The sequence below is a fragment of the Sphingomonas sp. ABOLG genome, assembly GCF_003950435.1.
Classification (GTDB): Bacteria; Pseudomonadota; Alphaproteobacteria; order Sphingomonadales; family Sphingomonadaceae; genus Sphingomonas; species Sphingomonas panaciterrae.
The window spans coordinates 1-26,294 of the sequence record NZ_QQWW01000005.1; the positions used below are offsets into that span (position 1 = coordinate 1).

A 26,294-nucleotide genomic window follows, 5' to 3' on the forward strand; every position below is an offset into this window, starting at 1 on the left:
ATCGCCAGGGTCGCCGGCGACTGGCCCGCCACCCGCTGGGACGAGCTGATGCCGTGGAACTGGGTGCCCCAGACAGATCAGCCAACAGCCCAAGCCGCATAAACTGCGGTCCTCACGCCACGCTTACGGCTTACCCGCAGGTCATCGGGTAGCGGCACCGGCACGGAAGGCTGCTTGGTGCAGTGCACAGCGGGTAGGTGATCTTCCGACTTTTGGCGGGAGACGCGGAGCGGCGCTGTCCGAAAAGTGGAACATTCGGACCTGCCCGAGTTCGGCCTGCCGGACGTGCTAGCTGGCCGTACCGATGCTTTCTTGGGGGAAGTGTCGCTTGAGCACCGCGACGACAGCCTCGCAGATCAGGCCTCGGCCACGAGCACGAGGAAATCCATTCACCTGCCAAAGCCGATCACTCATCCTCCAGTGGCCTTGATTGCTGCTGTGGATCACTTCGGCCTCGATCAGCGCGGTCCTAAACCGATAGCTTGGAACGAACACGTCGACGTACGTGCGGCCCCAAGGGCCGATTTCGCGTCCGTTCGCGTCGCGGATCACCGTGGCTGCATAAGCCTCGTAGGCATCGGCCGCTGCAAGCCGCGCCTCGGCGAATGCCGCATCTACGCGTGCCGCCATGTCGACCTTCTCAGCTACTCTTTGCGCCTGCTTCGACACCCGCTTCTTCATGATTTGCTCCTTTCACCAGATCCACTGGTCAAAAGTACCTCATCATCTTCTCCCTCAGTGCGCGTGTGAGATCGGCGGCGGGTCCAGGGACAGATATCCATTCGCTACCCGTCCGGGCGGGCCAGCCTTTCACGCATTCAGCGGGCGACGTCATGGGAAGAGAGGAGATTCAGCGACCTCTCTTTCCTATATATAGGGCTGACGGCTGCTGAATGCTGAAAGGCGATTGTGGCCTCCCGGTCGTCCCGCTACGGCCCGCTGAAGGCCAAAATTGTGGGCGGTACTAGGGGGTTAGCGGGGATGGCAGACGACGTGCTCAAGTGGGATGCAACGACGCCGCCCGGACACTGGCTCGCCAGCAATGACCTTGCCGAAGCGACCTCGCGCGTTCCGTTTCGCATCGACGGTTGGCTCGCCTCGGTCGGAACCTCCGTCTGGTTCGGTGCAGGTAGCACCGGCAAGACGCAGTTGTTGCTCTGGATGGCTGCCACCATCGCGAGCAGACAACGCCCAGCCACCTGGCTCGGCCGTGAAGTGCACGGTACCGGGCACGTCCTGATCCTCACTGCCGAGGACTCGCGCAAGCAGATCGTCGGTCGCCTGCGCGATGTGGTGCGCCATACGCTGGGTCAGGACGATGCGACCGCGCAGGAAACCTGTGGCCGCCTGCACGTCATGCCGTTCCTCAGCATGGACGAGGAAGAATTTCAGCATCCGAATGCCAGTCTGATGCAACTCGGCTTGGACCGGCTATGGGAGCCCACACCGGTCCTGCTCGAGATCCGCCGCTACATAGAAGACTGGAACGATCGGCAAGCCGCCGCTGAAGACAAGATCGTCGGCGTCGTTATGGACTCGGCCACGAGCATGGCCGGTTTCGACACCATCGACGGTCATGCGACGACGAACTTCTTCTTCTATGTCGGTCGTATGTGCGAGGCTCTGGGCATCTTCTGGACCGTCATCGGGCACCAGCCAAAGTCGGTCACGATTGGCAAGGACCCTCGCCTAAACGCGGCCGCTCGGCTGCGCGGTGCTGCCATGTGGACAACCGCGCCCCGGATGACGGTAGAGGTCCGCCTAATCCAGGAGTGGCAGAAGGTTCGCGAGGCAGCGCACATCCGCAACGACCATCCGGAACGACGCCGAGAGGACTTCGTCGTGGTCTATGTTGCCAAGGCGAGCCTTCCCGGCGTGCACACCGAAGAGCGCTACCTGCTTCGTCAAAGCGAAGGTGCCTTCATCGATGTGACGAGACCAGCGCCGGCGTCTGTGCGGAAGGAAATTGAGGACCGTGTTGCAGACGAGAACAACCGAAGCAAGACTTTTGACGATGTCGCTGGCGAAGAGAAACGGGTGCGCGAGTGGGCGAAAGGAACGAGCTTGGTGCTGGAGGCGATCAGAGCGCTATTCCCGGATGCAAAGCCCGGAACGCTCGTTCCTGCTAGCGCCGTCATGAAGCATTGCCAAACTCAGTTCGCGGGCCGCCCTGAGAGCGCTTTGGTCAAGACCGCGAATGGTGGTGGTGAGACCGCTGCGCGCGAGGGCGCTGTGAACTGGCATATGGATCGGCTTGTCGAGCGGAGCATCCTGACCAAACAGGGCAGCCGCTTTCGCTTCGTCGCTTGGGATCAGGACGATCGGATCGCCGCCTTGATTCCCGAAAAATGTGGAAATCACGTCCTCGAACGGCCTTCCGCTCAGGCTGAACAGCAATGAGGGTTTGCCCATGCCCGTAATTTTCACCTGTCGCCGTATGGGAGAGCAAGCCCCGTCCGGCAAGGGCGTACGCTGCGCCGCACGTACGCTCATCGCCAATCTGCCGGTGTTGGCGGACTGGCCCCGACCAGATACCGAAGAGAAATCCTGAGTTGGCACTAGCCACGTCAGGGATGAAATTCAGTGATTGTTGATGTCGACGGCCGCGCCATGCGGTCATCAGCCACACGCCACCCAGAGGATGCACAATGATCGCGCGGGGAAGCATCCTGCCGGTTACGGAGCTCGTCTCCAAGCCCGGAGCTGAAGCGATCCTGCGCCTTGATCGCAAAATCGCGCGCGCGCTCCAGACGCAGAAAGGGATCAATCTGAAGCCAGCGGAGCTCGATCTGCTCACGCTGGTCGGAGCAGTGGACCTGCTTGGAGAGGCACGAAGTGCAATTATGAAGGAAAACGCACAGTGCCGCGATCAGACGACTTCTACTGCCGGGGCGAGTTCTACCTCGGGCGCCTCTTGGGGAAGAACGGGAAGCCCGCCAGCCCCAACCTATACATCTGCTGGTACGACCCGCATAGCGGGCGGGTGCAGCGACGCAGCACGCGCACGGCTGATCTTCGCCTAGCGACCGAGGCCTTGGACCGCCATTATCTGGCGGTCCATCGTCCAGCGTCGGACGAGAAAGCGGATTACACCGTTCACCAGGCAATGACGGATTATTGGACGCTCCATGGATCGACCCGGGTCAGCGCGGATGCGATTCGTGCGCGCCTAAAGCTGATCAACCGCTTCATCGATCACGAAATCGCTATTGGCGTCATGCGGGAGCCGGTCCTCCCGTCCATCCTCAATGACGAGTGGCTTGCCCGCTTTCGTCTCTGGGCGACCAGCATCGACACGATAGCCCCACAAAGGCGCGCAGCCGATGACCGGGCTCTGCCGCCCAAGAAGCGAGCGAAATCGACAGCCGAGGAGAGCATCATCCAGCTCAAGGCTGCCCTCCGGTTCAACGCACGTCGAATGACCGATGTGCCGAGGCTCAAGCATCTCACGCGGGCAGAGGTCACGCCGAAGCGTACCTATCGACTATCCAGCGATTCGCTGGCGGAATTGCTGCATTACACCTGCGTTGGAGACGGCTCCGCCGTTCATGCAACCCGCCTGATTCCGCTCCGGCGCTATCTCATCGGCGCAATCTCGACGATGGCTCGGCCTGATGCCGTCATGGACATGTCGGCCTCGCGAGCACGCGGTCAGTGGAATCCCGCCGAGCGGTTGTTTGACCTAAACCCGCCGGGTCGAATCCAGACCAAGAAGTACCGCGCCGTCGTGCCTGTGACAGAGCTGCTTGATGATTGGCTGTCCGCCACCGACGATCGGCTCGTCTGTGCCGAGGTCCTCCGTTGTGATGACGAGGGAGATTGGCTGGACCAGCGACCTATCCAGTCGGTCAAAAAGGCTTGGCAGGCCATGCAGGCGAAACTCGGCATCCCCATTGGATGGGGTCCGAAGCTGATCCGCTACTCCGTGGCCTCCATCCTCCGGCGCCGCGGGGTCGACAAGGATCAGCTTGCCGTCGCGCTGGGACATCAGGCCCTCAACTCAACGACTGAGCGCTATGCGACGCTCGACCCCGAAGATCCGAGATACCTCGAAAGCGTCCGCGCTCTCCTTGATGAGTTGAGCGCAGAGCTCATGCAGAAGGCGGGAACCTTCATTCGCGCAAAAAGCACAGAAGTCGGAGGAAACGGTCGCCGCCGACTCCTCTGAAGGTAGGACCTGGTGCTCTGAAGCAATCCCAGATGAGGGCTCTCGCCGACATCGCTCGCCCATGGACGTTGGCGCGCATTCGTGAGGTCGCACTCGAAGATGCCGCCGAACGCATCCGCGCCGCCCCTCCTACGGCGGCAGCGGAGGTCGAGATGTTCGTCGAAATCGGAGTCTTGGATGCTATGTCAGCCTTGCGCTGACATAGCATCCAGCACCTGCCGCCAGTCATTTTGGCGGTCGAGCCAGCGGCTCGGCAGGAGAAAACGAGCTGGAGTGAGGAGGGAAGGCTCCGGGTAGGTGCACCAACCTGGAGTGATGAAATTGAAGAAGACGACGCAGAAAGCGAAGCCAGCCGACGACCTCATGCTGCAGATCCTAGATCTCCAGCGCACAATCTATCGCAAGGCGGAGGCAGCCGGTCTAGCTAGGTACCTGACGAACCGCGGGCAGCTGACGGTCATTCCGCATGACGGAAATGGCGCATGGACAGCCGACATTTCGCTGGGCTACCAGCCAAACTACGGCATTGAGTACAAGCTCACCACGCCTCTCACCGGTGAAGATGGCAATCGGGCGGTCGATCGCGACGTCCAGTCTGACCTGTTCGTTGCGCATCTCATGGCCATCCGCTCCACGGCTGAAAAGGTTTCGGCGTCGCGCCGTGCGATCAAGCAGGCTACTCTCGAGGTCATCGCGGAAGCCGCTCGGGAGGGAATCTCCCTTGAATTGCTGCGGATCGAGCCTGCGCCCGTTCTCGTATTCGAAGACCCCTGCGAGCCCGGCCGGCGACGCGAGCACTCACAAGTGTTCTACGTGCATATGATGCTGCCGCATGACGATGCAGGTACACTGACGGAGGATATGTACACCATCGACGCAGCTGATGCCGAGGAGTTCGCCGACTACCTGCGTGACAGGACGCTTCCCGAATTGCGGGAGCTTGTTGATCGCTTCTCCGAAGCCACTCCCGCCTGACAAGCGAGCGGAGGCTGGAACAGGCGATGAAATTGGGTGACACGCAAAACGCACGCAACAGGCCCGCGCAACGCTGATGACAGAAAGCAAAAAAGCCCTGCCAAGCGGATCGCTTGGCAGGGCTTTTTATGGTGGGCGTGGCAAGGATTGAACTTGCGACCCCTGCGATGTCAACACAGTGCTCTACCACTGAGCTACACGCCCACGGGGAGCGGCGCCATTAGCCGGGCTGCCGGGGGTGCGCAACCCCTGTTCAGCTCAAACCCTGAAATTCTCCCACTTCGAACATGCGATCGACCTCCATCACGAGATCGCGCAGGTGGAACGGCTTTGAGAGGACACGGGCCTGCGGCATTGCCTGGCCAGCCTTCAGCGTGACGGCGGCGAAGCCGGTGATGAACATGACGCGCAGCTTGGGGCGGATCTCCCCGGCTTTCTGCGCCAGTTCGATGCCATCCATTTCGGGCATGACGATATCGGTGAGGAGAAGGTCGAATTCCTCCTCCTCGATGAGCGGCAGCGCGGCCGTGCCGCGGTCCACCGCGGTGACCGCATATCCGGACTTTTCCAGCGCACGCGCCAGATATTCGCGCATGACCTGGTCGTCCTCGGCCAGCAAAATTCGGATCATTCGTGGGTTCCTGTGATCAACCGGCAGCTTATGGGAAGATCGCTTAATATTTTCCAGACGCGCGTTGATCGCTGTGCGCCCGCATTGCGAGACGTGCCGCCTGCCCATAGGTTGGTGAGCGATGGACGCGTGCTTCATCTCATACGGTGACGTGCCGCCCGCCAGCCCGGTCGTGCTGTCGGTGCCGCACGCGGGGCGCTGCTATCCCGAGGGCGTGCGCGATTCGCTGCGGGTGCCGTTCGCGGCGCTGACGATGCTGGAAGACCGGCTGATCGATTCGGTGGCGATGGCCGCGCGTGGCGGCGAGACGACGCTGATCCAGCAGGCGGCGCGCGCGTGGATCGACCTGAACCGGGCGGAGGATGATCGCGACCCGATGCTCGACGATGGCGCACGTACCGGCCACCTGAGCGCCAAGGTGCGCAGCGGGCTGGGGCTGGTGCCGCGGCGCACCACCGCCGCGGGGGAATTGTGGCGCAAGCGGCTGAGCGCCGACGACGTGATCGCGCGGATCAACGCGGCGCATCGCCCCTATCACGCGGCGCTGGCGGCGGCGTTGGCGGCCGCGCGTGCGCGTTTTGGCGTGGCGGTGCTGTTGGACCTTCATTCCATGCCGCCGATCCGTGGCAGCCGGACGCGGATCGTGATCGGGGACCGCTTCGGCCGATCGGCGGACAGCCGTTTCGTGAACCGGGTGGAGGCGGCGGTGGCAGCGGGGCACCTGCCGCAGGCGCTCAACGTCCCTTACGCCGGCGGATATATCCTGGAGCGGCACGGCGCGCCCGAGCAGGGCATTCACGCCATCCAGCTGGAGATCGATCGCTCCTTATACCTCGACAGCCGGATGGACGGCGCGGGGCCGGGACACGGGCGTATCGTGCAGCTAGTCCGCGAAATCCTCGACGCGCTGGCCGATGAGGCGATCGCTGGGCCCGAGCGGCTCGCCGCCGAATAAAAAAACCACCCCGGGCGGTGCCCGAGGTGGCCAAGGTTCAGGGAGGAGACACACCAGAAGGTGTGCCATACGGTTCCGCGAAAGGGGGGACACGGAAACCGTACCTTTATAACATAAGAGACCGGCAATCGGTTTCAAGAACCCTGGCTGATACGGCAAAAGGTGTCGCGCGATGCCCGCGCCCCAACGACAAACGGGCGCAGAATTGTCCCCGCGCCCGTCCGGTTCATTGGAGGCTTGCCGCGAGCGCGGTCAGAGCGTCGGCTGCGGCATCTTGCCCATCTGTACCTGGCGCGCGAACACTTCGCGCATCAGCGACAGCGAGAACAGGTGCGCATACAGCAGCGGCAGCATCCCGCTCTGCACCATCTTGCGCAGCTGGTCGCCGCGCAGGCCCTGCAGCTTCTCTTCGTTGACCATCTGGAAGCCGCGATACACGAACGGCTGCTCGAACCCTTCCTGCTGGATCGAGACTTCACCGTCCATCAGCAGTTCGGATTCGCGCAGCTCGTTCATGAACTGGGCGGTGCGGGCGCCGGCCTGTTCGAACTGCTCGTTGAAGGCCAGGATGTTCTTGGTCACGTCGCTCGGCTGGCCGTTCTCGAACAGCGGCTCGCCCTCATCGAACTGGCCGATCGTGTCCGACGTCGGGTCGAAGCAGAGCGACAGCTCCTCCGCGTCGGGACGCAGGCGGGCGAGGAGATAGGGATAGCGGCGGATGTAGGCGGGGACGTAGAAGGTGTTGTCGATCAGCTTGCCGTCGGCATCGACGAACACGTTCACGCCCTCGTTCAGGCCCATCAGCGCGATCGGAATCGAATCCTCGCCGGCCGAAAAGACGATCGGCATGTAACGCTGCACCAGCGCGAATTCATCGACCGTCACCGGGATGGCGTGCTGCGTCGTCAGGAACGGCGCGGTCGCGGCCGGGCGGATCTTGTAGTCGGCATGCAGGTCGCTCGAAAGCGGCTCGAGGCCGTTGTAGAAAAGCGGAAGCTGCTGCGGCGCGCTGGCCATGATTACTCTCCAGATGCGGGTGCGGGTACGACCCAAAAAGCTCGATTTCGGCCCCTATTCGGCCACCGCGCCGGGCGCAAGCGCCACCAGTTTGCCCGGGTTGAAGATGCCATGCGGATCAAGCGCCTGCTTGATCGCGCGCAGCATCGCCATGCGCGGCGGCGGCGACAGGCGTTCCAGTTCGGCAAGCTTCATCTGGCCGATACCATGTTCGGCGGAGATCGAGCCGCCCGCCGCGACCACGAGATCGTCGACGAAGCGGGTGACGACGGGTGCTTCCTCGGCCAGCCATGTTGCGCGATCGGCGCCCCGTGGCGCACGGACGTGGAAATGGACGTTGCCGTCGCCCAGGTGGCCGAAACCGCTGGCGCGGGTGCCGGGGAAGCGCGCTTCGCACGCCGCCGCCGCCTCGATCAGGAAGCGGGGCATGGCCTCCACCGGCACCGATATGTCGTGCTGCGCGGCTGGCCCGGTGGCGCGTTCGGCGTCCGAGATGGAATCGCGGATGCGCCAGAATGCCTCCGCCTGCGCCTCGTTCACGGCGATGGTCGCATCCTCGACCATGTTCTCGGCGATCGCCTGGACCAGCACGCGCTCGATGAACTGCGCAGGCGAGGGGGCGTCGGGATCGCTGATTACCGCCTCCACCAGCACGTGCCAGCGATGCTCGCCGGCAAGCGGCGCGCGGGCACCGGGAACATGCGCCAGTACTGCCGCAAGGGATTCGGCAGGCAAGAGCTCGAAGCTTTCGACCAGATCGCCCGCCGCCTGGAAGCGCCGCAAAAGGCGCAGCGCGTCGTCGGGGCTGGCAAGGCCGATCCAGCCGACCGCCCGGCTGGCAATTGCCGGGGCAAGGCGAAGCGTTGCGGCCGTGACGATGCCGAGCGTGCCCTCGGCGCCGATCAGCAGCTGGTTCGGATCATAGCCACGATTGTCCTTTTTCAACGCAGCGAGACCGTCATAAAGACTGCCATCCGCCAGCACCGCCTCCACCCCGGCCACAAGCCCGCGCATCGTGCCCCAGCGCAGCACCTGGGTACCCCCGGCGTTAGTGGAGACCAGCCCGCCGATCGTCGCGGAGCCGCGGCTGCCGAGGGTCAGCGGGAAGCGACGACCCACCGCTGCTGCCGCGGCATGGAGATCAGCGAGGATCACGCCAGCCTCGACGATCGCCAGCCCGGCATTGGCGTCGATCGAGCGAATCCGGTTGAGGCGCCGCAGCGACAGGATCACCGCGGTGCCATCTGCGGGCGGGGTGGCGCCGCCCACCATCGAGGTGTTGCCGCCCTGCGGCACCAACGGCACCCGCTCACGGCCCGCCGCGGCGACGATCGCCTGCACCTGCGCCACGCTGTCAGGCGCAAACAGGATCGGCGCCGTGCCGTGCCACCGCTGCCGCCAGTCGGTTTCCCACGGTGCGATATCGGTGCGATCAGTGACGATCGCGCGATCGGGCAGGGTATCGGCGAGCGATTGTATGAGGCGGGTCTGGCGCGGGGTCATCGCCGCTTCATCGCGCGAATTCATCAAGGGTTCAAACTTCGATGGGCAGCGACGGGGGCCTATCCATGCTGATCCGCGCCTGCCCCATGCTTCCGCTGCTCATGGCTGCGCCCCTGGCAATCGCTGCCGGGCCGGCGGACGAGCGCTATGCGCAGCTGTCGACTCGCGAGCGGATCATCATTCGCATCCCGCGGCTGCCCGGGCCGTCGCGGGCGCAGCGCGCCGCGCCGGTCACCTGGGAGGAGAAGAAGGCGCCCAAATGCGTGCCGATGGACCGGCTGGCGAGCGCCAGCATCTCCCCTGACGGCGACATCGACCTGATCGTCACTGACGGGCGCCGGCTGCGCGCCAAGCTCGACCGTGATTGCCCGACACTGAATTTCTACGGCGGCTTCTACCTGAAGCGTTCCAAGGACGGAAAGTTCTGCGCCCGGCGCGACGTGTTGCGCACCCGATCGGGCCGACAGTGTGAAATAAGTCGCTTTCGGCTGCTGATCCCGAAGAATCCGTCCTAAAAAGCGACCTTGCGCACCGCGCTACCTTGACATCGAAGGCACAATCGCGTCTCGCCCGCACGATAAAAGGGCAGCATCGACGCGCCTTCTTTTCAGGATTGCCATGAGCTTCGCCGACCTCGGCTTGTCAGAAGAACTCCTCCGCGCCGTCGGCGATACGGGTTATACCGACCCGACTCCGATCCAGGCGTCCGCCATCCCCAGCGTGTTGATGATGCGCGACATCATCGGGATCGCGCAGACCGGCACCGGCAAGACCGCGTCGTTCGTGCTGCCGATGATCGACATTCTGGCACATGGCCGCGCGCGCGCGCTGATGCCGCGCAGCCTGATCCTGGAGCCGACGCGCGAGCTGGCCGCGCAGGTCGCCGAGAATTTCGAAATCTACGGCAAGTATCACAAGCTATCGATGGCGCTGCTGATCGGCGGCGTGCAGATGGGCGACCAGGTCAAGGCGCTGGAACGCGGCGTCGACGTGCTGATCGCGACGCCGGGCCGTTTGATGGACCTGTTCAGCCGCGGCAAGATCCTGCTCAACGGTTGCAGCATGCTGGTGATCGACGAGGCGGACCGGATGCTCGACATGGGGTTCATCCCCGATATCGAGGAAATCTGCACCAAATTGCCCAAGCAGCGCCAAACGTTGCTGTTTTCGGCAACGATGCCGCCGCCGATCAAGAAGCTGGCGGACAAGTTCCTCAGCAATCCCAAGACGATCGAGGTCGCCCGGCCGGCGAGCACCAACATCAACATCACCCAATGGGTGGTGCCGGTGAAGGGCGCGGCGTTCGAGAAAAGGGCGGTGCTTCGCCAGTTGCTGCGTGAAGAGGCCGTGACCACCGCGATCATCTTCTGCAACCGCAAGACGACCGTGCGGGAGCTGAACAAGAGCCTGAAGAAACACGGTTTTGCGGCGGGCGAAATCCATGGCGACATGGAACAGCCGGCGCGGATCGCGGAGCTGGAGCGGTTCAAGGCCGGCGATATCAACATCCTGGTCGCCTCCGACGTCGCGGCCCGCGGGCTGGACATCAAGGGTGTCAGCCACGTCTTCAACTTCGACGCGCCCTGGCACCCGGACGATTACGTCCATCGTATCGGGCGTACCGGGCGCGGTGGGGCGACTGGAATCGCCTATACGCTCGTTGGCCCGGACGACGCCGAGAATATCGAGAATATCGAGAAGCTTACCGGCCAGAAGATCCAGCGTCGCACCGTCGTGGTGGAGGCCGAGGAGCAGGGCCGGCCGCCGCGTGCGCGGCGCCAGGGCAGCGATCGCCGGCGCGACGAACGGCCGGTGCCAGAGCGCGAGGCGGAAGCGCCTGTCGCCCGCGCGCCGCAGCCCCCGCGCGAGCAGGAGCGCGCGCCCGAGCGCAGCCGCCGGGCGCAGCCGCAGCGTCAGGACAGCCGGATCGACAGCGATGCCGGATCGGATTCGGGGTGGAACGGCCCGGTTCCGGCCTTCCTGAGCGTGTCGCTCGGCTCCTGACCGATGGTGGCCTGGCGCTACCGGGCTGCCGGACGCGCCATGCGACTTTACGCACGGATCGTCCGCCCGCGAACCTTTGGCGTTCGCGCGCTGGTGCTTGACCCTGCCGGACGGGTGGCGCTGGTCCGCCATCATTATATCGACGGATGGTATCTGCCCGGTGGCGGGGTAGATCGCGGAGAAAGCGCCGATGCGGCGATCCGACGCGAGCTGATCGAGGAGGTCGGGCTGCGCGCGGTCACGATCGCGGGGCTGCTAGGAGCGTATCACAACCGCGGCGAAGCAAAGGACGATCATGTCGTCGTATATCGCTGCGTGGTGGATGACCCGGCGGCGCTGCGTGCGGCGGACCGACGCGAGATTGCGGAGGCAGGCTGGTTTGCGCTCGATGCGCTGCCCGACGGCACCTCCCCGGCGACGCGGCGGCGGATCGACGAGCATCGCGCAGGGGCGTATGGCATCGGCCGCTGGTAGTAGCGTCGCGCGAACACCGGCCCGACCACTTCCCGGTTACCAGCGCAGGCGCCGGCGGCGGACAGTCTCCGTCTCCTCGACCGTGTCCGCCTCCACCTCCCAGCTATGGTTTTCGACGATCCAGGCGTTCACCGGGCGCCCGTCGCCATCGAGCGAGGGGCGGAAGCGGAAGCGCTCGCGGATCAGGCGGCACGTGATCGCATCGACGGTGGCGTTGCCGCTCGACCGGGTGACCACACAGTCGCGCACGCGCCCGTCGGTGGTGACGAGGTAGCGCACCCCGACTGTGCCATTGAACCCCGAGACGAACAGCGCCTCCGGCAGGTCGGACGTACTCATACGGCCGCGCAGGAAGCGGGGCGCGGTTTCCGGCGATCCGCCGCCGCTGCCATCGCCATCACCCGCCCCGCCGCTGCCAAATCCGTCGCCGCTGCCTCCAGCGCCCGTGCCGGGGCCACGGACGTCGGCCGAGCCGGACATGAAATCATTGGCCACATAGGGCCGCGGGGCGGCGACCACGGGCGGCGGCGGCGGGGGTGTCACGACGATCGGCGTCGGGGCGGCGACGGGCGCGGCGCGGCTGCGCAGGTTGGGCGCGGAGGCGCGGCCCTCCGGACGGGCGACCGTCGGGCGCGGCGGCGGGGGCACAGGTGGCGGCGGTGGTGGTGGCGGCGTCGGTTCGGCGGTGAACAGCTTCAGCCCATTCTCGACGGCTGTCGGGAACGACACGGCGAGGCCAGTGATCAGCGCATAGCCGAGCGCGAGTTGCACGATGATCGCGGCGCCCGCGCCAATCACGCGCTCCCGCGTCAGCCGCTGCCGATCGATCGTGCCATAGGCCATGCGCGGCACAACGCACGGGATCGCTGAACGGCTGCTGGCTCAGTCGCCGGAGTGCGGCGCGATCTGTGCCGCGAGCGCATCGTCGAGCGTCCGCGCGCGGATTGCGGCGGGACGCGCCATTACCCGATCGAGGTAGCGGGTGAACGCGGGGTCATCAGGCAGCGCCCCGGTCTGCCGCCCCCAGTCGATATGGCTGCCGACATAGACATCGGCGGCGGTGAAGCGATCGCCGGCGATATAATCATGCGCGCCGACGGCGGTGCGCAGCGCGCTCACCACCCGGTCGATGCTGCCATAGCCGAGCATGACCTGCTGCTGCGGTGTGGGGACCACGCCCATGGCGAGATCGGTGCTGGCTGCCTCCAGCGGGCCAGCGGCGAAGAATAGCCAGCGGTAATAATCCGCCCGTTCCTCCGCCGTGGGGGCAAGGCCGGCGGCGGGGAAGCTGTCGGCGAGATAGGCGATGATCGCCGCCGCCTCGCTGACCACGCGGCCGTGGTGAACGAGCGTCGGCACCTTTCCCATCGGATTGGCGGCGAGGAAATCGGCGGGCTTGTCCCCCCAGTCGACCAGCCGCACCGCATAGGGTGTGCCGACCTCCTCCAGCATCCAGCGGGCAATGCGCCCGCGCGACATGGGATTGGTGTAGAAGATCAGATCATCGGCCATCGTGTCTGCTCCCCGTGAGATTGGCGGGCGTCAGCGATCCAGATAGCGGTGGAGAAAGGCGGTGCTGCGCTGCCAGGCGAGATCGGCCGCCGCCTTGTCGTAGCGCGCGGCGGAGGTGTCGTTATTGAAGGCGTGATCGACGCCGGGATAGGTGAAGGCCTGTACCGGCTTGCCCGCTGCCTTCAGCGCCGCAACCCAGGGATCGCCGGTCTGCGCGACACGGGTGTCCTTTTCCGCATAATGGAACATCAGCGGGATGGTGACGCGCGCCGCCTCGGCCGGGGCTGGGGCGGGGCCGTAGTAAGAGACGCCGGCGTCGATCCCCCCGGCCAGCGCCATGCGGTTGACGAACGCGCCGCCCCAGCAAAAGCCGATCATGCCGACCTTGCCCGTCGATTGCGGCAGGGTGCGCAGCTCATCGGCAAAGCCGCGCGCCTGCGCCAGCGCCAGATCATAATCGACCGTGCCGATCATCTCGCGCGCCTTGTCCTCATCAGCGGGCGTTCCGCCCTGCGGCGCGAGCAGATCGGGCGCGACGGCGAGGAAGCCGTCAAGCGCGAGCCGGCGGGTGACATCCTGGATGTGCGGCGTGAGCCCGCGATTTTCATGAATCACCAGAACCACGCCGCGCTTCGCCGCGGCAGGCCTTCCGGTGGCTGGGTCCTTCAGCATGGCGACATAGGCTCGAGCCGGCTTGTCAGCCTGCGTCCCCATGCGCATCTCGGTCAGCAGGCGCGGATCGGCCGGGTCGATGATCGTTGCGGCCGCGGGTGAGGCGGCGATGCCGGCAATCAGCGCCTCGGCCGCGACGGCGGAGCCGGCCAGCGCGGTCATCTGGCGCAGCAAGGTGCGCCGATCGCGATGCTCATGGGTGAAGGCGTCATAGAGCTGGACGGCGCGGTCGCGAAGGGACGGATCGGTCATGGCTTTCCCCCGAATCGGCGCCGGTAGGCGCGACGCCGCAGGCTAGCGGGAAGCGGCAGTCGAGGCGAGCGCGCGCCGGGCGTCATCGAATCGGACGTGCAACGAGTTTGGGCCGGGATCGTTACGGCGACATGGCTACCCGTTCTCATCCCGGTGCCGGAAGCACCGTCAACACGGCCGTGATCGCCGTCCTGATCGCCGCCGCGCTGCAGATCCTGACACCGGTGATGCCGGCGCTCGGCATTGGCGAGCCGATCGGATCGCAATCGGATTCGGTGCGAACGATCATCACGCCAGCGGGCTGGGCATTCTCGATCTGGGGCGCGCTCTATACCGGGTCGACGCTGTTCGCGATTTACCAGGCACTGCCGGCGCAGCGAAACAACCCGCTGATCGAGCGGCTGCGCTGGCCTGCGGCGGGCGCGTTCCTCGGCAATGCGCTCTGGGCGGCCTATACGCAGGTGTTCGGCCTGAGCGCGATTTCGGTGGTGATCATCGGCGCGACGCTTTTGTGTCTCCTGGTCTGCTATCGCACATTGTCCTCTGCCCGGCAGCTGACCACGGGTGAGCGCTGGCTGGCGTATCTGCCGCTTTGCGCGCTGGCCGCGTGGCTGACGGTGGCGACGACCGTGAACATCGCCGCCGCGCTGCGCTACCATGGAGTCGAAGCAGGCGAATCGGCACCGGTGATCGGCGCGATCATCGTAGTGGTGGCGGGCGCAATCGGCGCGACGGCGCTGGTGCGCGGGCGCGGCAACCTGCCCTATGCCGCGGTGTTCCTGTGGGCGCTGGCGGCGATCTTTGCCGCTGGCGGGCAGCAATCCTCGCTGGTCGCAGGCGGTGTCGCGGTGGCCGCCGTCCTGATCATCGGCGGGGCGATCGCGGGCGCACGGCGCGCCCGCTGATCGCGGCCCTCGTCACAGGAGGCTCATCACAGGCCACTCATCACAGGCCGAAGCGGAAGCCGTAACCAAGCCCCAGCGTGAACTGCATCCGCCGCCCGCGCTCGCGCACCAAGGGGGAATCGCCGGGTTCGCCGCCGAGCCGATCAAGGCCGCTGAACAGCGTCAGCACGCTGCGCCGATCGAGCGGGTGGACGACCGAGCTGCCGACGCCGAACGACAAGAGCCCGCCACCCGGCCGATAGGGCGCCAGGCCGGAACGCTGCGACTGCGCCGGATCGATCCCGAAATAGGTGCGCATGTAATCCGCGCTGGCGACCGTCGCGCGCGGGCCGAAGCTGATGCTCGTGCGGCCGAGGCGTGCCTGATAGGCGATCGAGCCGTCGACGAGCACGCCTTCGTGCCCGCCAAAGCCGCGTCGTGCCTCCAGCCGGCCGCGCCACGGACCGAAGCGCTTTTCGGCAAAGGCGCCGACTTCGGCCGCCGCGCTCACGTCGCCAAGGCCCAGCAGGGCGTCGCTGCCGCCGGTGATGAGGAAGGGCGATCCGCCGCGTTCCTCGTCGCGACCGAAGCGGATCTTGGCCAGCGGGCCAGCGCGCCAGCCGTCGGTGTTGATCGCATTCCAGCCCAGTCCCTCGGGGATCGAGGCGAAGATCACGTCCTTGTAGTTGAAGCGGAGGTCCGGGAAGAGCGACAGCGCCGTGTCGCGCGAGCCCTGCCAGACGGGGCTGAGCACCGGGGCGACGCCGATCGTCATGCTCCAGCCGTCGGCGCCGGGCAGGGCAGGCGGCCGGCCGGGGGGCGGGTCGCCCGGCGTCGTGTTCAGCGGCGGCGCCTCGACGATGGGCGAGGTCTGTACCGGCGCCTGGGCCTGAACGGCCGCGGGAAGTGCAAAGGCGGTGGCGCCAAGGGCAAGCGCGGCGGCGGCGGGGAATGAGCGCATCAGCAATCCTCTCGCTGGCCGAGCGCCCGCGCCAGCAAGCAGGCGGTACGAACGGCCTCGGTAAGTTGTGCGCAAACTAAATGATCGCGATGCAAAGACAATCGCTTATCCACCGCCGGACCGTGCCCGGCGCGGCAGCATGGCTATAATGACAGGGTCATGAAGCGGTTGTGCGGGCTTTCGGGATAGCCGCCGAAGGGCGGGCCATCGGTGAAGCCGGCGGCCTCGTACATGCGGTTGGCGGCTTCGAACATCGGCGCGGTGCCGGTTTCCAGGCTGACGCGTGTGTAGCCACGGGTGCGGGCAAGCGCGATCAGGTGCGTCAGCAGCGTGCGCGCAACGCCGCGACGCAGGTGGACCGGCGCGGTCCGCATCGACTTGATCTCGCCATGGTCGCTCGCCAGCGCGCGCAGGGCGGCAATGCCGAGCAGATCCTCGCCCTCCCACAATCCCCAGAAGCTGATGTCGGCATGACGCAGGCCGTCGACGTTCATCGCATGGGCGTTTTCCAACGGCGTCGAGGCGTGCGCCTCCGCCTGATGATGCGCCACCAGCGCGAGGACGCGCGGATCGTCCAGCCCGCCCTCGCGCAATTCCATCATCGCCCCGCGATCATTTCGTCCAGCACCTCGAGGCACGCCACGCCGAGGCGTGCCGACCGCTCGGGCGACCAGGCGAACTCGGGATCGGGGTTGGCGTCGTGATCCTTGAAGGGCATTTCCAGCGTGATGCTGACCGCGCCGAACCGCTCGGCGAGCTGGTTGGTGGACATCGAGAGATTGGCGCGGCCGGGCTGGGCGCGCTCATAGCCAAGCTCGGTCTGGAAATCGGGCGTGTGCGCCGCCAGGCGCCGGCCGAATTCGACAAAGGCATCACCCTGTTCGGGCTTGAGCGACGGGATGCCTTCGAACCCGGCGATGAAATTGGCGGCGATCGCTTCGTCGCCGTGCACGTCCATCGCGAAATCGACGCCCGTTTCGTCCATCGCGGCGAGGACATGATAGACCTCCGGGCTGCGCTCCAGCGTCGGGGTGTGCCATTCGCGGTTGAGGTTCACCCCGGCTGCATTGGTGCGCAGATGGCCGCGGCGCGTGCCGTCCGGGTTCATGTTGGGCACGACATGCACCGTCGCAGCCGACAGCAGCCGCGCCGCCGCCGGGCTGGTCAGCCAGTCGAGCGCGCCGTCCATCCAATATTCGGCCATCGATTCGCCGGGATGCTGGCGGGCATAGAGCCAGACCTGCGTCTTGCCGGTGCCGAGGCGGAAATAGTCGATTGCCTGGCCGTCCAGCGTGACGCCCAGCTCGCGATGGGTGACGCCGGGCCGCGCGGCGATGCGCGCGACCAGATCGGCGTGCCGTTCCATCGTGTAGGGCGCGAAATACGCGAACCAGACGACCTGCGCGTCGCCGGTCCAGTCGAATTCAAGCACGCCATCGGCATAGCGCGTGTCGACCGTGCGCCACGCCTGCCGATCGGTCGAGGCGCGCGCGCGGTAACCGGGCCAGCCGAACGGATAGGCGGAGCCGCCCGCGTTCAGGATGCGGAACGTCAGGCGGCGCCCGGCCGCTCCGGCGACGCGGAAATAGAACCACTGGTAGAAATCGGACTCGGCGTCGCGGACGATCTCCAGATCGACACGATCGCCTTGAATCCCGACGAGACGAATGTTGCCGCTGTCGAAGGCGGCGTTGATGCTGAGGGTCATGGCACCTCGATAGTGCGCCCGCTGTCGCCGGGAAAGCCGGAGAAGAGCGCGCGGGCCAGCCGGGCGGCAATCGCCGGGGTGTCGGCATCAGGGGAGGCGAGGTCGGTCAGCGACTGGGCCTGCCCCTCCCACACGGCATCGGGGCCGCGGCGGATACGTACCGACAATTCGGTCACCACGCCTTCGTGCGCGCCGCTGCCGCCGACCGGGAAGCTGACCCCGCCGCCAAGGCCGACGCCGCCGCCGCGCCCGCCGCTGATGCCGCCGCCCCCCAGCCCGATCGAGACCGGCGAGCGGCGCGGGGGCAGCATGCCCGGAGCGCGGCTGAACGACACCGTGGCAAGGAATTGCGGCGTCTGGCCGGGGGGCGGGGCGGTGAAGCCGAGGCGCAGCAATTCGGTCTGCACCGCGGCGGCATAGGTCTTGTACTCGATGCTGGCGGTGCCGCTGCCGGTCAGCGGCTCGACCGCGATCGTGCCGCGATCGGTCATGGCGTCGAAATGATAGCGCGTGGCCTGGACCGGAAAGCGAGTCGGCCCGGTGGCACAGCCGGAGAGGGCCGCGGCGAGCCCCGCGGCGATCATGATCTTGCGCATTTGCGTTCTCCCCACTGTCGTTACGCTGCTACAACGCATCGCGTGATCCCCGGCTCCGGCTTGACTTGCAAGGGGCCAGGCACTAGGCGGCCACGCTTTCCAGACACGCCCATTTATAGAAGCGAATCCGCCATGAAGATCCGCAACAGCCTGAAGTCGCTCAAGGACCGCCACCGCGACAACCGCGTCATCCGTCGTCGCGGCCGGACCTATGTCATCAACAAGACGAATCGCCGCTTTAAGGCCCGCCAGGGCTGATTCGAATGCGGCCGATTGCCGTTGTCTTCGACATCGGCAACGTCCTGTACGATTGGGACCCCAAGGTCCTCTACCGGCGCCTCATCACCGATGATGAGGCGCTGGACGTATTTCTGCGTGATGTCTGCTCCAAGGAGTGGCATTTCCAGCATGACGCCGGCCGCCCGTTTGCCGAGACGTCTGCGGAGCTGTGCGCGCAATTCCCGGATCATGCCGATCTGATCGCGCAATGGGGACCGCGCTTTTCGGAGCAGATCCCCGGGCCGATCGACGGCATGCCGGGACTGGTCGCCGCGCTGGACGAAGCGGGCGTGCCGCTGTTCGCGATCACCAATTTCAGCGACGAATTCTTCGCGCCCTTCCGTGAACGGGAGGCGGCGATGTTCGACCGGTTCCGCGACATCGTCGTATCCGGCACGGAGAAGCTGGTGAAACCGGACCCGGCGATCTACCATCTGGCGCTGGATCGGTTCGGGCTGAAGCCGGACGAGGCGCTGTTCGTTGACGACCGACAGGACAATGTCGATGCCGCGGCGGGCATCGGGATGCACGCCGTGCTGTTTACCGATGCCGCGACGCTGCTCCCCGAACTGACGCGCCAGGGGCTGCTTCCCTAGTCACGCCGTGATCGCCAAGTGCCGGTAACCGGCGCGCCGTCTACGCGCCGGTTCCGGTCATTTGTGGCTGTGCAGTTCGTCGCCGATGATGCTGACGACGTGAAGCACGTTGGTGGCGCCCGGGGTGCGGAACGGAACGCCGGCCATGATAATGACCCGGTCGCCCGCGGCAGCAAGGCCGTGGCGCAATGCCATCCGCTTCGACTTGGCCACCATCTCCTCGAACGAATTGACGTCGCGTGTGTGGACGGCATGGGCGCCCCACAACATGCCGAGGCGACGCGCGGTTTCCATCTGCGGGGTCAGCACCAGCAGCGGGATCGACGGCCGCTCTCGCGCCACGCGGCGGGCGGTGGAGCCGGAGGTGGTGAAGCAGATGATCGCCTTTGCCGACACCGTGGTGGCGATGTTCTTGGCCGCTTCCGCCAGGGCGTCCGCGGTGGTCGGATCGGGACGGGTTTCGGTGAAGCGCACCCGATCGCCATGCATGGGATCGCGTTCGACGGACGTGCCGATGGCATCCATCATCGCCACCGATTCGACCGGCCAGTCACCCGCGGCGCTTTCCGCCGACAGCATGATCGCATCCGCGCCGTCGTACACCGCGGTTGCGACGTCCGAGACCTCGGCGCGGGTCGGGGAGGGCGACTTGATCATCGATTCCAGCATCTGCGTCGCGACCACCACCGGGCGACCGAGCCGGCGGGCGGTCTCGACGATTCGCTTCTGAAGCGGCGGAACGGCCTGGGGCGGCAGTTCGACGCCGAGGTCACCGCGCGCGACCATCACGCCGTCGCACAGCTCGACAATCTCCTCCAGCCGCTCGATCGCGGCGGGCTTTTCGATCTTGGCCATCAGCGCGGCCTTGCCGCCGATCAGCTTGCGCGCCTCGGCCAGATCCTCCGGTCGCTGCACGAACGACAGCGCGATCCAGTCGACGTGCTGGTCGATCGCGAAGGCGAGGTCGGATCGGTCCTTGTCGGTCAGCGCCGCCATCGGCAGCACCACGTCGGGTACATTCAGCCCCTTGTTGTTGCTGAGCGTGCCGCCGACCTCGACATTGGTGATGATGCGGTCCGGCTCGTGATCGATGACGCGCAGGACGAGCTTCCCGTCGTCGAGGAGCAGGCGCGCGCCCGGTTCGACGGCGGCAAAGATTTCCCGGTGCGGCAGTTCGACGCGGGACGCGTCGCCCGGCGTGGGATCGCGGTCGAGCACGAAGGTGGCGCCATGCGCCAGTTCGACACGGCCGGCGGCGAAGCGGCCGACGCGCAGCTTGGGGCCCTGCAGGTCGGCAAGGATCGTCGTGGGGCGGCCATAGCGTTTCTCCAGCGCGCGGATCGCCTGGATCACCTCCACCTTGGAGGCCTGGTCCCCGTGGCTCATGTTGACGCGAAAGGCATCGGCACCCGCGAGGAACAGCTTCGCAATCATGTCGGGCGTGTTGCTCGCCGGGCCGAGCGTCGCGAGCACGCGGACCTGCCGGCTGCGACGAATGATCGATCGTGTCATGTAAACGGTTACTCCGCTTTGCCGCGCGATGCCCTAGTCCTTATCTCGTCACGATCAACTGTGGAGAAGACAATGGACCCGATCGACGCGATCGACGATGCCGCCGCCGCTGCCGCATTCCGCCGGCTGGTACGCCATCTGCGGCACCGGATCGATGCGCAGAATGTCGACCTGATGGGGCTGGCCGGTTTCTGCCGCAACTGCCTGTCCGACTGGGTAGGCGAGGCGGGCGGGCTGCCGAAGGAGGAAGCGCGCACCGCAATCTACGGCATGCCCTATGCGCAGTGGAAGGCCGAGCATCAGCAGGAGGCGACCCCCGAACAGTTGCGCCGCATGGAAGAAAGCGTCGCGAAGAACGCCTGACGGGCGATTTGCGCAACTTTCCTGCCTTCGCGCGCTTGTCGGGCACGGGTTGTTTCTTCTACCGCCGGCGGCGTCAAACAATGCGCCGCGCGTGAAGCGGCGCCGAGGGGGGTAGGGGAACAATGAAGAAGATGATCGCGGCCGCGTTGCTGACGGCCGTCAGCGTGCCGGCCATTGCGCAGACCGCGCCAGCACCCGCGGCCGCTCCGGCGGTGACCTATATCCACGCCGGCGCATTGCTCGACCGGCCGGGCCAGGCGCCGCGCGGCAACAGCACGATCATCGTGCGTGACGGCAAGATCGTCGAGGTACGTGACGGCTTCGTCCCGCCGGAGGGCGGCGCGAAGCTGGTGGCGCTCAATGACAAGTTCGTGCTGCCGGGCCTGATCGACCTTCACGTCCACCTGATCGGCATCGGCGGCGATCCGATGCGCGCACGCCTGACCGCGCTCAACACCGAAGGCGCCGACGACGTGCTGTATGGCGCGGGTAACGCCAAGGCGACGCTGAACGCCGGCTTCACCACTGTACGCGACCTGGGCGGCGAGCCGCGCAGCATCCGTGCGCTGCGCGATGCGGTGGATCGCGGCGACGTGGTCGGCCCGACGATCGTCAATGCGGGTACCGCGATCTCGGTGACCGGCGGCCATGGCGATCCGCTCAATGGCCTGGCCGAACCGTTCGCCCATGCGGTGAAGGAGACGGTGGAGAATACCTGCGACGGGCCGTCCGACTGCGTCCGCGCCACGCGGCGGCAGATCGGCCTCGGCGCGCAGGTGATCAAGATCACTGCGACCGGCGGCGTCCTCTCCAACGTGTCGGGCGGGCTTGGCCGCGCCTTTACGCCGGAGGAAATGAAGGCGATCGTCGACACCGCGCACAATCTGGGTCGCAAGGTGGCGGCGCACAGCCATGCGGCCGAGGGGACCAAGGCGGCGCTGGCGGCCGGGGTCGATTCGATCGAGCACGGCAGCTTCATCGACGACGAGGCGATCGCCGCGTTCAAGAAAACGGGCGCTTATCTGGTTCCGACCGAGATCGCCCCGGTTGCTGCCGTGGCGCAGGCGCGTGCCGGTGCACTGCCGCCCGCGACCATCCCCAAGGCCGAGGCCGCTGCCGCTGCGATGCAGGAAAGCCACCGCCGGGCGTACAAGGCAGGCGTGAAGTTCGCCTTCGGCACCGACAGCGGCGTCTCCAAACATGGCGACAATGCGCAGGAATTCGCGCTGCTGGTGGAAAAGGTCGGCATGACCCCCGCCGACGCGATCCGCAGCGCGACCGTCACGGCCGCCGAAGTGCTGGGTCAGGGCAATGTGATCGGCACGATCGAGCCGGGCAAGCAGGCCGATATCATCGCCGTCGACGCATCGCCGCTGTCCGACGTGCGCCAGCTGGAGCGTGTCCGCTTCGTCATGCGCAAGGGGGCAGTCGCCAAGCCGCTCGCCGACTGAAGTTCGCCGATTTCGATTTGATTGGGGCGGCGGCATCCCATAGGAGCCGCCGCCGCAACCGATAGTCCGGCAATTGCGCCGCCGCCCCACCCGCGATTCGCGCGTGAAGCGGCGGTGCTTCACTTATGGGGTTTTCAAGATGGCTGAAGAACGCGGCGAGGGCATGGGCGGCGGTCAGGTGGCGGCGGACGAGCTGCGCCTGCTGATCGAGCGCGCCGAGCGGCTCGAAGAAGAGAAAAAGGGCATCGCCGACGACATCAAGGACGTGTTCGCCGAGGCGAAGAGCCGCGGATACGACCCCAAGGCGATCAAGAAGATCATGTCGATCCGCAAGAAGAAGCGCGAGGAATATCAGGAAGAGGAAATGATCCTCGAGACGTACATGCAGGCGCTCGGCATGCTCTGAGCCGCACGGCTCGAGAACGTCACAAAAATGGGGCAGAGGCGGCCGGCATGAAGACCATCATTCTTGTCCTGTCGCTTCTGCTGCCTGCCGCAGCGGCACCGGCCGTCGATCCTGCGGCGGGGTTTTGCGCCCGCATGGCGGCGCAGCATGGGATGAAGCTGGCCAGCCAGCCGAACGGCAAGCCCGCCTATGAGGCGCGTGCGCTGAAGGGCTTGGGCGTGGCGCTGTTCGGCGGGTCGACGATGGTCGGCATGCAGCTGAGCCCGCCCGACGACCCCGCTGCAATCGGCGACCCTGCGCGCTTCGCCGATGCGTGCAAGCTGAGCGCGGGGCGAGTGGCCTGCAGGATCAGCGGCCCGTCGAGATTCGAGATGACGGTGGGCGAGCATGCCGCCACCACCGACGCGGCGCCTGGCGAGCAGGCCGAAGTCAGCATGGCCAAGAACCGCATCCGCTGCGAGGAACGCTGACCTGCCCCCCGAACGAAGGCTAGGCAGCCTCCGCCGGCGCCGTCGTCCAGCCGAGCCGCGCGATCGTGATCGATCGCTTGCCCGACAGATCGGTGCGGGTGACGATGAGGTCGCGGCTTTCGATATAGCCCATCAGCCGGCGCACGCGGCCGAGCGAGGATGTGCCATACGTTTCCGCCAATGCGGCATCGCTGGGGCAGGGCGCGCCCTCACGGGCGGCCTTGGCGACGAGCAGGAATGGCCCGACCATCTCGTCCTGCAGCGTGCCGGCGAGCGCGATCACCTCCGCCCATTCGGGATCGGCGATGTCGAAGATGCCGGCGCGTGCGCACGACAGACGACGGGAGAAATCGCCCAGGTCGATGCCCGATCGCGACAGGCCCTGCATCCGGCAGCGGACCTGGAAATCCTGGAACAGTACCGACGCCGGGCGGCCCGCCGCATCGGCATCCTCGACGATCGCGCGCAACACGTCTCCGATGATCGCCGCGACCTCGTCCTCGCTGCGCTCCGGTTCGGGCGGCAACGGGGCGGGGCGCGCCATGTCGGCGATGATCTCCTCCGCCGGCACGCGGCGCGGGCGGGCCTCGAACGCCATCGGCAGCTGGGGGGCTGCCTCCGGCTCGGGTTCGGCGAAGATCAGCTCCTGAAGGTCCGCCGGCGGGGCGGAGGGGAGCGGTGTCAGCTTAGGGCTGCCGCTGCGCGCGCTGGTTTCCACCGCGCCGATCTTCACCGTCTTGGGACGGCGGCAGACCGCGGGGCCGAGCGCGAGGAACGTGCCGCGCGGAAGATCGCGGATCGATTCGGCCTGGCGGCGCTCCATGCCCAGCAGGTCGGCGGCGCGCGCCATGTCGATATCGAGGAAGGTGCGGCCCATCAGGAAGTTCGACGCTTCGGCGGCGACGTTCTTGGCCAGCTTTGCGAGTCGCTGGGTCGCGATAACCCCGGCGAGGCCGCGCTTTCGGCCGCGGCACATGAGGTTGGTCATCGCCGAGAGTGACGCGCGGCGCACCTCCTCCGCCACTTCGCCGCCGGTGGTAGGTGCGAACAGCTGCGCCTCGTCCACCACGACCAGCGCGGGGTACCAATGTTCGCGCGGGGCATCGAACATCGCCGACAGGAACGTGGCGGCGCAGCGCATCTGCCCCTCCGCCTCCAGCCCCTCAAGGCTGAGCACCACTGAGGCGCGATGTTCGCGCAGGCGCCCGGCGATTCGCGCAATCTCCCGCTCGGCATAGTCCGCCGCCTCGATCACGACATGGCCATAAGCGGGGCCAAGCGTCACGAAATCGCCCTCCGGGTCGATCACCACCTGCTGCACCTGCCCGGCCGACCGCTCCAGCAGGCGGCGCAGCAGGTGCGACTTTCCGGACCCGGAATTGCCCTGAACAAGCAATCGGGTGGCCAGCAATTCCTCTAGGTCGATCAGGACCGGCGCGCCCGAGGCATCGGCGCCCATGTCCACCGCTATCGTCATGCGATGCGTTTGGCCGAAACCGGCCCCGGGGGGCAAGGGTTTGCGTGCATTGCGGATATCGTGGAGGTTCGCCGGGCAGCTAGCCGGGAGCAGATCATGCACGGGCATCGAGCGGATATCGAGGAACTGGCCCACCATCTGCTGGGCAAGCCGGTGGAGGCGCTGGACGAGGAAGAGCAGCGAGTCCTGGCAGCGATCGCGTCTGGCACCATCGGCGTACGCGATGCATCCGACGTGGCCGAGGAGCAGGCGACATTTGGCGAGCGGCTGGCCGACCGGGTCGCCGAGATCGGCGGATCCTGGGCGTTTATCGGCGCCTTCACCGCCGTCCTGCTTGGCTGGATGGTGCTCAACAGCAATGTGCTGGGGCGGATGGGGCTGGTGTTCGATCCCTATCCCTACATCTTCCTCAATCTGATGCTGTCGACGCTCGCGGCGGTGCAGGCGCCGATCATCATGATGAGCCAGAACCGGCAGGCGGCGAAGGACCGGCTGACCGCGGCGCTGGATTATGAGACGAACCTGCGCGCGGAGCTCGAAATTCTGCGGCTCCACCGCAAGATGGATCAGGATGTGATCGTGCGGCTGGAACGGATCGAGGCGCTGTTCCTGGAAAAACGCGCCTCCTAATGAGCGCAGCGACTTGAGCAGGGCGCCCAACCTTCGCTAGAGGCGCGCACATGGCAGGTCATTCCAAGTTCAAGAACATCATGCACCGCAAGGGTGCACAGGATAAGAAGCGTTCGGGCATGTTCTCGAAGCTTTCCCGCGAAATCACCGTCGCGGCAAAGATGGGATTGCCTGATCCGGACATGAATCCACGCCTGCGCGCAGCAGTGAATGCCGCCAAGGCGCAGTCGATGCCGAAGGACAATATCCAGCGCGCGATCGACAAGGCGAGCCGCAGCGACGCCGAGAATTACGAGGAAATCCGCTACGAGGGCTTCGGTCCCGGCGGCGTCAGCCTGATCATCGAGGCACTGAGCGACAACCGCAACCGCACCGCCACCAACGTACGCACCGCGGTGAGCAAGAACGGCGGCAACCTTGGCGCGTCGGGCTCCGTCAGCCATGGTTTCGACCGCATGGGCCTGATCAACTATCCGGCAAGCGTGGGCGACGCGGACAAGGTGTTCGAGGCCGCGCTGGAAGCGGGCGCGGAGGACGTGACGTCGAGCGAGGACGGCCACGAGATCTGGACCGCGCAGGGCGACCTTCACGAAGTCGTCAAGGCGCTCGAGCCGGTGCTGGGTGAAGCGGAGAGCGCGAAGCTCGCGTGGCGGCCGCAAACGATGGTGTCGGTGGACGAGAATGACGCCGCCACGCTGTTCAAGCTGATCGATGCGCTCGACGATGATGACGACGTCCAGCAGGTGTGGGGCAATTACGAAGTGTCCGACGAGGTGATGGCGAAGCTGGGCTGATGGC

At 66.3% G+C, this 26,294-nt stretch carries 30 protein-coding genes and 1 tRNA gene; 17 read left to right on the plus strand and 14 right to left on the minus strand.

All coding sequences use genetic code 11. The features are described 5' to 3' along the window. Positions 1–288 precede the first annotated feature (288 nt). Positions 289–681 carry a hypothetical protein gene (locus tag CA236_RS07175; RefSeq protein WP_125945093.1) on the minus strand — a complete coding sequence of 131 codons (393 nt, stop codon included), beginning with the start codon at positions 679–681 and terminating at the stop codon, positions 289–291. A 300-nt stretch (positions 682–981) separates the two neighbouring features. Here CA236_RS07175 and CA236_RS07180 point away from each other — a divergent pair, with 300 nt between their 5' ends. From CA236_RS07180 to CA236_RS07190, 4 genes are all read left to right on the plus strand, one after another. Then, entirely contained in the window at positions 982–2,400 is a 1,419-nt protein-coding gene (locus CA236_RS07180; RefSeq protein ID WP_125945094.1) for an AAA family ATPase, read from the plus strand. Positions 2,401–3,034: 634 nt separating this feature from the next. Further along, on the plus strand, positions 3,035–4,168 hold the full coding sequence (locus CA236_RS07185; RefSeq protein ID WP_241212557.1) for a hypothetical protein: 1,134 nt from the start codon (positions 3,035–3,037) through the stop codon (positions 4,166–4,168). A gap of 32 nt (positions 4,169–4,200) precedes the next feature. Then, on the plus strand, positions 4,201–4,368 hold the full coding sequence (locus CA236_RS18740) for a hypothetical protein (protein WP_164518890.1): 168 nt from the start codon (positions 4,201–4,203) through the stop codon (positions 4,366–4,368). A gap of 121 nt (positions 4,369–4,489) precedes the next feature. After that, the gene (locus CA236_RS07190; protein ID WP_164518891.1) at positions 4,490–5,143 is read left to right on the plus strand and encodes a hypothetical protein; all 654 of its coding nucleotides are present in this window, start codon (positions 4,490–4,492) and stop codon (positions 5,141–5,143) included. Positions 5,144–5,272: 129 nt separating this feature from the next. Here the strand turns inward: CA236_RS07190 and CA236_RS07195 are convergent. Both CA236_RS07195 and CA236_RS07200 read right to left on the minus strand, forming a co-directional pair. Beyond that, positions 5,273–5,347 (minus strand) — tRNA-Val (locus tag CA236_RS07195). A gap of 49 nt (positions 5,348–5,396) precedes the next feature. Further along, entirely contained in the window at positions 5,397–5,774 is a 378-nt protein-coding gene (locus tag CA236_RS07200; RefSeq protein WP_125945097.1) for a response regulator, read from the minus strand. A gap of 121 nt (positions 5,775–5,895) precedes the next feature. Between CA236_RS07200 and CA236_RS07205 the strand changes: the two genes are divergently transcribed. Then, entirely contained in the window at positions 5,896–6,729 is an 834-nt protein-coding gene (locus CA236_RS07205; RefSeq protein ID WP_046409034.1) for an N-formylglutamate amidohydrolase, read from the plus strand. A 252-nt stretch (positions 6,730–6,981) separates the two neighbouring features. Here the strand turns inward: CA236_RS07205 and CA236_RS07210 are convergent, their stop codons facing one another. Together CA236_RS07210 and CA236_RS07215 are read right to left on the minus strand one after the other, a co-directional pair. Further along, the gene (locus CA236_RS07210) at positions 6,982–7,746 is read right to left on the minus strand and encodes a SapC family protein (RefSeq protein ID WP_046409035.1); all 765 of its coding nucleotides are present in this window, start codon (positions 7,744–7,746) and stop codon (positions 6,982–6,984) included. 54 nt (positions 7,747–7,800) lie between these two features. Further along, positions 7,801–9,273 (minus strand): FAD-binding oxidoreductase, encoded by a 1,473-nt coding sequence (locus tag CA236_RS07215; protein WP_241212558.1) that lies wholly within the window; start codon positions 9,271–9,273, stop codon positions 7,801–7,803. Between the two features lie 77 nt (positions 9,274–9,350). Between CA236_RS07215 and CA236_RS07220 the strand changes: the two genes are divergently transcribed. The 3 genes from CA236_RS07220 to CA236_RS07230 all read left to right on the plus strand — a co-directional run bounded on the left by CA236_RS07220 (position 9,351) and on the right by CA236_RS07230 (position 11,727). After that, positions 9,351–9,764 carry a hypothetical protein gene (locus CA236_RS07220; protein WP_125945098.1) on the plus strand — a complete coding sequence of 138 codons (414 nt, stop codon included), beginning with the start codon at positions 9,351–9,353 and terminating at the stop codon, positions 9,762–9,764. Positions 9,765–9,867: 103 nt separating this feature from the next. Beyond that, positions 9,868–11,253 carry a DEAD/DEAH box helicase gene (locus CA236_RS07225; RefSeq protein ID WP_046409037.1) on the plus strand — a complete coding sequence of 462 codons (1,386 nt, stop codon included), beginning with the start codon at positions 9,868–9,870 and terminating at the stop codon, positions 11,251–11,253. 39 nt (positions 11,254–11,292) lie between these two features. After that, on the plus strand, positions 11,293–11,727 hold the full coding sequence (locus tag CA236_RS07230) for an NUDIX domain-containing protein (RefSeq protein ID WP_206430526.1): 435 nt from the start codon (positions 11,293–11,295) through the stop codon (positions 11,725–11,727). Between the two features lie 36 nt (positions 11,728–11,763). On the opposite strand, the gene CA236_RS19250 is transcribed toward CA236_RS07230, so the two are convergent. The 3 genes from CA236_RS19250 to CA236_RS07245 are packed head-to-tail and all read right to left on the minus strand — an operon-like array spanning position 11,764 to position 14,163. Further along, positions 11,764–12,570: an energy transducer TonB gene (locus tag CA236_RS19250; RefSeq protein ID WP_125945100.1), complete on the minus strand. Its 807-nt coding sequence runs from the start codon at positions 12,568–12,570 to the stop codon at positions 11,764–11,766. Between the two features lie 39 nt (positions 12,571–12,609). Beyond that, a complete protein-coding gene (locus CA236_RS07240) occupies positions 12,610–13,239 on the minus strand; it encodes a glutathione S-transferase family protein (RefSeq protein ID WP_125945101.1) in 630 nt (209 codons plus the stop codon). A gap of 30 nt (positions 13,240–13,269) precedes the next feature. Next, positions 13,270–14,163, minus strand: a complete 894-nt coding sequence (locus CA236_RS07245) for a dienelactone hydrolase family protein (protein ID WP_125945102.1) — start codon at positions 14,161–14,163, stop codon at positions 13,270–13,272. Between the two features lie 131 nt (positions 14,164–14,294). On the opposite strand from CA236_RS07245, the gene CA236_RS07250 reads away from it, so the two are divergent. Next, positions 14,295–15,068, plus strand: coding sequence for a hypothetical protein (locus tag CA236_RS07250; RefSeq protein WP_125945103.1), 774 nt, complete (start codon positions 14,295–14,297; stop codon positions 15,066–15,068). Between the two features lie 40 nt (positions 15,069–15,108). Here CA236_RS07250 and CA236_RS07255 read toward each other — a convergent pair whose 3' ends face one another. From CA236_RS07255 to CA236_RS07270, 4 genes are all read right to left on the minus strand, one after another. Beyond that, the gene (locus CA236_RS07255) at positions 15,109–16,008 is read right to left on the minus strand and encodes a MipA/OmpV family protein (RefSeq protein WP_125945104.1); all 900 of its coding nucleotides are present in this window, start codon (positions 16,006–16,008) and stop codon (positions 15,109–15,111) included. 143 nt (positions 16,009–16,151) lie between these two features. Further along, the gene (locus tag CA236_RS07260) at positions 16,152–16,610 is read right to left on the minus strand and encodes a GNAT family N-acetyltransferase (RefSeq protein WP_125945105.1); all 459 of its coding nucleotides are present in this window, start codon (positions 16,608–16,610) and stop codon (positions 16,152–16,154) included. Then, positions 16,607–17,716, minus strand: coding sequence for a M14-type cytosolic carboxypeptidase (locus CA236_RS07265; RefSeq protein WP_125945106.1), 1,110 nt, complete (start codon positions 17,714–17,716; stop codon positions 16,607–16,609). Before CA236_RS07265 ends, CA236_RS07260 begins: the two co-directional genes overlap by 4 nt. Further along, on the minus strand, positions 17,713–18,312 hold the full coding sequence (locus tag CA236_RS07270) for a DUF4136 domain-containing protein (RefSeq protein WP_125945107.1): 600 nt from the start codon (positions 18,310–18,312) through the stop codon (positions 17,713–17,715). Before CA236_RS07270 ends, CA236_RS07265 begins: the two co-directional genes overlap by 4 nt. A gap of 132 nt (positions 18,313–18,444) precedes the next feature. On the opposite strand from CA236_RS07270, the gene ykgO reads away from it, so the two are divergent. Continuing rightward, a complete protein-coding gene (gene ykgO, locus CA236_RS07275) occupies positions 18,445–18,570 on the plus strand; it encodes a type B 50S ribosomal protein L36 (protein WP_003046794.1) in 126 nt (41 codons plus the stop codon). 5 nt (positions 18,571–18,575) lie between these two features. After that, positions 18,576–19,187: an HAD family phosphatase gene (locus tag CA236_RS07280; protein ID WP_125945108.1), complete on the plus strand. Its 612-nt coding sequence runs from the start codon at positions 18,576–18,578 to the stop codon at positions 19,185–19,187. A 57-nt stretch (positions 19,188–19,244) separates the two neighbouring features. On the opposite strand, the gene pyk is transcribed toward CA236_RS07280, so the two are convergent. Next, on the minus strand, positions 19,245–20,699 hold the full coding sequence (gene pyk, locus CA236_RS07285) for a pyruvate kinase (protein WP_125945109.1): 1,455 nt from the start codon (positions 20,697–20,699) through the stop codon (positions 19,245–19,247). 72 nt (positions 20,700–20,771) lie between these two features. Between pyk and CA236_RS07290 the strand changes: the two genes are divergently transcribed. The 4 genes from CA236_RS07290 (at position 20,772) to CA236_RS07305 (ending at position 23,389) form a co-directional block, all read left to right on the plus strand. Next, positions 20,772–21,062, plus strand: a complete 291-nt coding sequence (locus CA236_RS07290; RefSeq protein ID WP_125945110.1) for a DUF1244 domain-containing protein — start codon at positions 20,772–20,774, stop codon at positions 21,060–21,062. Positions 21,063–21,184: 122 nt separating this feature from the next. Next, positions 21,185–22,513: an amidohydrolase family protein gene (locus CA236_RS07295; RefSeq protein ID WP_125945111.1), complete on the plus strand. Its 1,329-nt coding sequence runs from the start codon at positions 21,185–21,187 to the stop codon at positions 22,511–22,513. 139 nt (positions 22,514–22,652) lie between these two features. Next, positions 22,653–22,919, plus strand: coding sequence for a DUF2312 domain-containing protein (locus CA236_RS07300; RefSeq protein ID WP_125945112.1), 267 nt, complete (start codon positions 22,653–22,655; stop codon positions 22,917–22,919). A gap of 47 nt (positions 22,920–22,966) precedes the next feature. After that, positions 22,967–23,389: a hypothetical protein gene (locus tag CA236_RS07305; protein WP_046409050.1), complete on the plus strand. Its 423-nt coding sequence runs from the start codon at positions 22,967–22,969 to the stop codon at positions 23,387–23,389. A 19-nt stretch (positions 23,390–23,408) separates the two neighbouring features. Here CA236_RS07305 and CA236_RS07310 read toward each other — a convergent pair whose 3' ends face one another. Then, positions 23,409–24,866 (minus strand): ATP-binding protein, encoded by a 1,458-nt coding sequence (locus CA236_RS07310; protein WP_125945113.1) that lies wholly within the window; start codon positions 24,864–24,866, stop codon positions 23,409–23,411. A gap of 96 nt (positions 24,867–24,962) precedes the next feature. Here CA236_RS07310 and CA236_RS07315 point away from each other — a divergent pair, with 96 nt between their 5' ends. Then, entirely contained in the window at positions 24,963–25,496 is a 534-nt protein-coding gene (locus CA236_RS07315; RefSeq protein ID WP_125945114.1) for a DUF1003 domain-containing protein, read from the plus strand. 50 nt (positions 25,497–25,546) lie between these two features. Then, complete coding sequence (locus CA236_RS07320; RefSeq protein WP_125945115.1) at positions 25,547–26,290, plus strand: YebC/PmpR family DNA-binding transcriptional regulator; 744 nt, start codon at positions 25,547–25,549, stop codon at positions 26,288–26,290. The last annotated feature ends 4 nt before the right edge of the window (positions 26,291–26,294 follow it).

Excerpts from the sequence above, each read along its gene's own strand:
- CA236_RS07175 (WP_125945093.1), bottom strand. The coding sequence starts at position 681 with ATGAAGAAGCGGGTGTCGAAGCAGGCGCAAAGAGTAGCTGAGAAGGTC.
- CA236_RS07180 (WP_125945094.1), top strand. The coding sequence starts at position 982 with ATGGCAGACGACGTGCTCAAGTGGGATGCAACGACGCCGCCCGGACAC.
- CA236_RS18740 (WP_164518890.1), top strand. The coding sequence starts at position 4,201 with ATGAGGGCTCTCGCCGACATCGCTCGCCCATGGACGTTGGCGCGCATT.
- CA236_RS07200 (WP_125945097.1), bottom strand. The coding sequence starts at position 5,774 with ATGATCCGAATTTTGCTGGCCGAGGACGACCAGGTCATGCGCGAATAT.
- CA236_RS07205 (WP_046409034.1), top strand. The coding sequence starts at position 5,896 with ATGGACGCGTGCTTCATCTCATACGGTGACGTGCCGCCCGCCAGCCCG.
- CA236_RS07210 (WP_046409035.1), bottom strand. The coding sequence starts at position 7,746 with ATGGCCAGCGCGCCGCAGCAGCTTCCGCTTTTCTACAACGGCCTCGAG.
- CA236_RS07215 (WP_241212558.1), bottom strand. The coding sequence starts at position 9,273 with ATGAATTCGCGCGATGAAGCGGCGATGACCCCGCGCCAGACCCGCCTC.
- CA236_RS07220 (WP_125945098.1), top strand. The coding sequence starts at position 9,351 with ATGGCTGCGCCCCTGGCAATCGCTGCCGGGCCGGCGGACGAGCGCTAT.
- CA236_RS07225 (WP_046409037.1), top strand. The coding sequence starts at position 9,868 with ATGAGCTTCGCCGACCTCGGCTTGTCAGAAGAACTCCTCCGCGCCGTC.
- CA236_RS07230 (WP_206430526.1), top strand. The coding sequence starts at position 11,293 with ATGCGACTTTACGCACGGATCGTCCGCCCGCGAACCTTTGGCGTTCGC.
- CA236_RS19250 (WP_125945100.1), bottom strand. The coding sequence starts at position 12,570 with ATGGCCTATGGCACGATCGATCGGCAGCGGCTGACGCGGGAGCGCGTG.
- CA236_RS07240 (WP_125945101.1), bottom strand. The coding sequence starts at position 13,239 with ATGGCCGATGATCTGATCTTCTACACCAATCCCATGTCGCGCGGGCGC.
- CA236_RS07245 (WP_125945102.1), bottom strand. The coding sequence starts at position 14,163 with ATGACCGATCCGTCCCTTCGCGACCGCGCCGTCCAGCTCTATGACGCC.
- CA236_RS07250 (WP_125945103.1), top strand. The coding sequence starts at position 14,295 with ATGGCTACCCGTTCTCATCCCGGTGCCGGAAGCACCGTCAACACGGCC.
- CA236_RS07255 (WP_125945104.1), bottom strand. The coding sequence starts at position 16,008 with ATGCGCTCATTCCCCGCCGCCGCCGCGCTTGCCCTTGGCGCCACCGCC.
- CA236_RS07260 (WP_125945105.1), bottom strand. The coding sequence starts at position 16,610 with ATGATGGAATTGCGCGAGGGCGGGCTGGACGATCCGCGCGTCCTCGCG.
- CA236_RS07265 (WP_125945106.1), bottom strand. The coding sequence starts at position 17,716 with ATGACCCTCAGCATCAACGCCGCCTTCGACAGCGGCAACATTCGTCTC.
- CA236_RS07270 (WP_125945107.1), bottom strand. The coding sequence starts at position 18,312 with ATGCGCAAGATCATGATCGCCGCGGGGCTCGCCGCGGCCCTCTCCGGC.
- ykgO (WP_003046794.1), top strand. The coding sequence starts at position 18,445 with ATGAAGATCCGCAACAGCCTGAAGTCGCTCAAGGACCGCCACCGCGAC.
- CA236_RS07280 (WP_125945108.1), top strand. The coding sequence starts at position 18,576 with ATGCGGCCGATTGCCGTTGTCTTCGACATCGGCAACGTCCTGTACGAT.
- pyk (WP_125945109.1), bottom strand. The coding sequence starts at position 20,699 with ATGACACGATCGATCATTCGTCGCAGCCGGCAGGTCCGCGTGCTCGCG.
- CA236_RS07290 (WP_125945110.1), top strand. The coding sequence starts at position 20,772 with ATGGACCCGATCGACGCGATCGACGATGCCGCCGCCGCTGCCGCATTC.
- CA236_RS07295 (WP_125945111.1), top strand. The coding sequence starts at position 21,185 with ATGAAGAAGATGATCGCGGCCGCGTTGCTGACGGCCGTCAGCGTGCCG.
- CA236_RS07300 (WP_125945112.1), top strand. The coding sequence starts at position 22,653 with ATGGCTGAAGAACGCGGCGAGGGCATGGGCGGCGGTCAGGTGGCGGCG.
- CA236_RS07305 (WP_046409050.1), top strand. The coding sequence starts at position 22,967 with ATGAAGACCATCATTCTTGTCCTGTCGCTTCTGCTGCCTGCCGCAGCG.
- CA236_RS07310 (WP_125945113.1), bottom strand. The coding sequence starts at position 24,866 with ATGACGATAGCGGTGGACATGGGCGCCGATGCCTCGGGCGCGCCGGTC.
- CA236_RS07315 (WP_125945114.1), top strand. The coding sequence starts at position 24,963 with ATGCACGGGCATCGAGCGGATATCGAGGAACTGGCCCACCATCTGCTG.
- CA236_RS07320 (WP_125945115.1), top strand. The coding sequence starts at position 25,547 with ATGGCAGGTCATTCCAAGTTCAAGAACATCATGCACCGCAAGGGTGCA.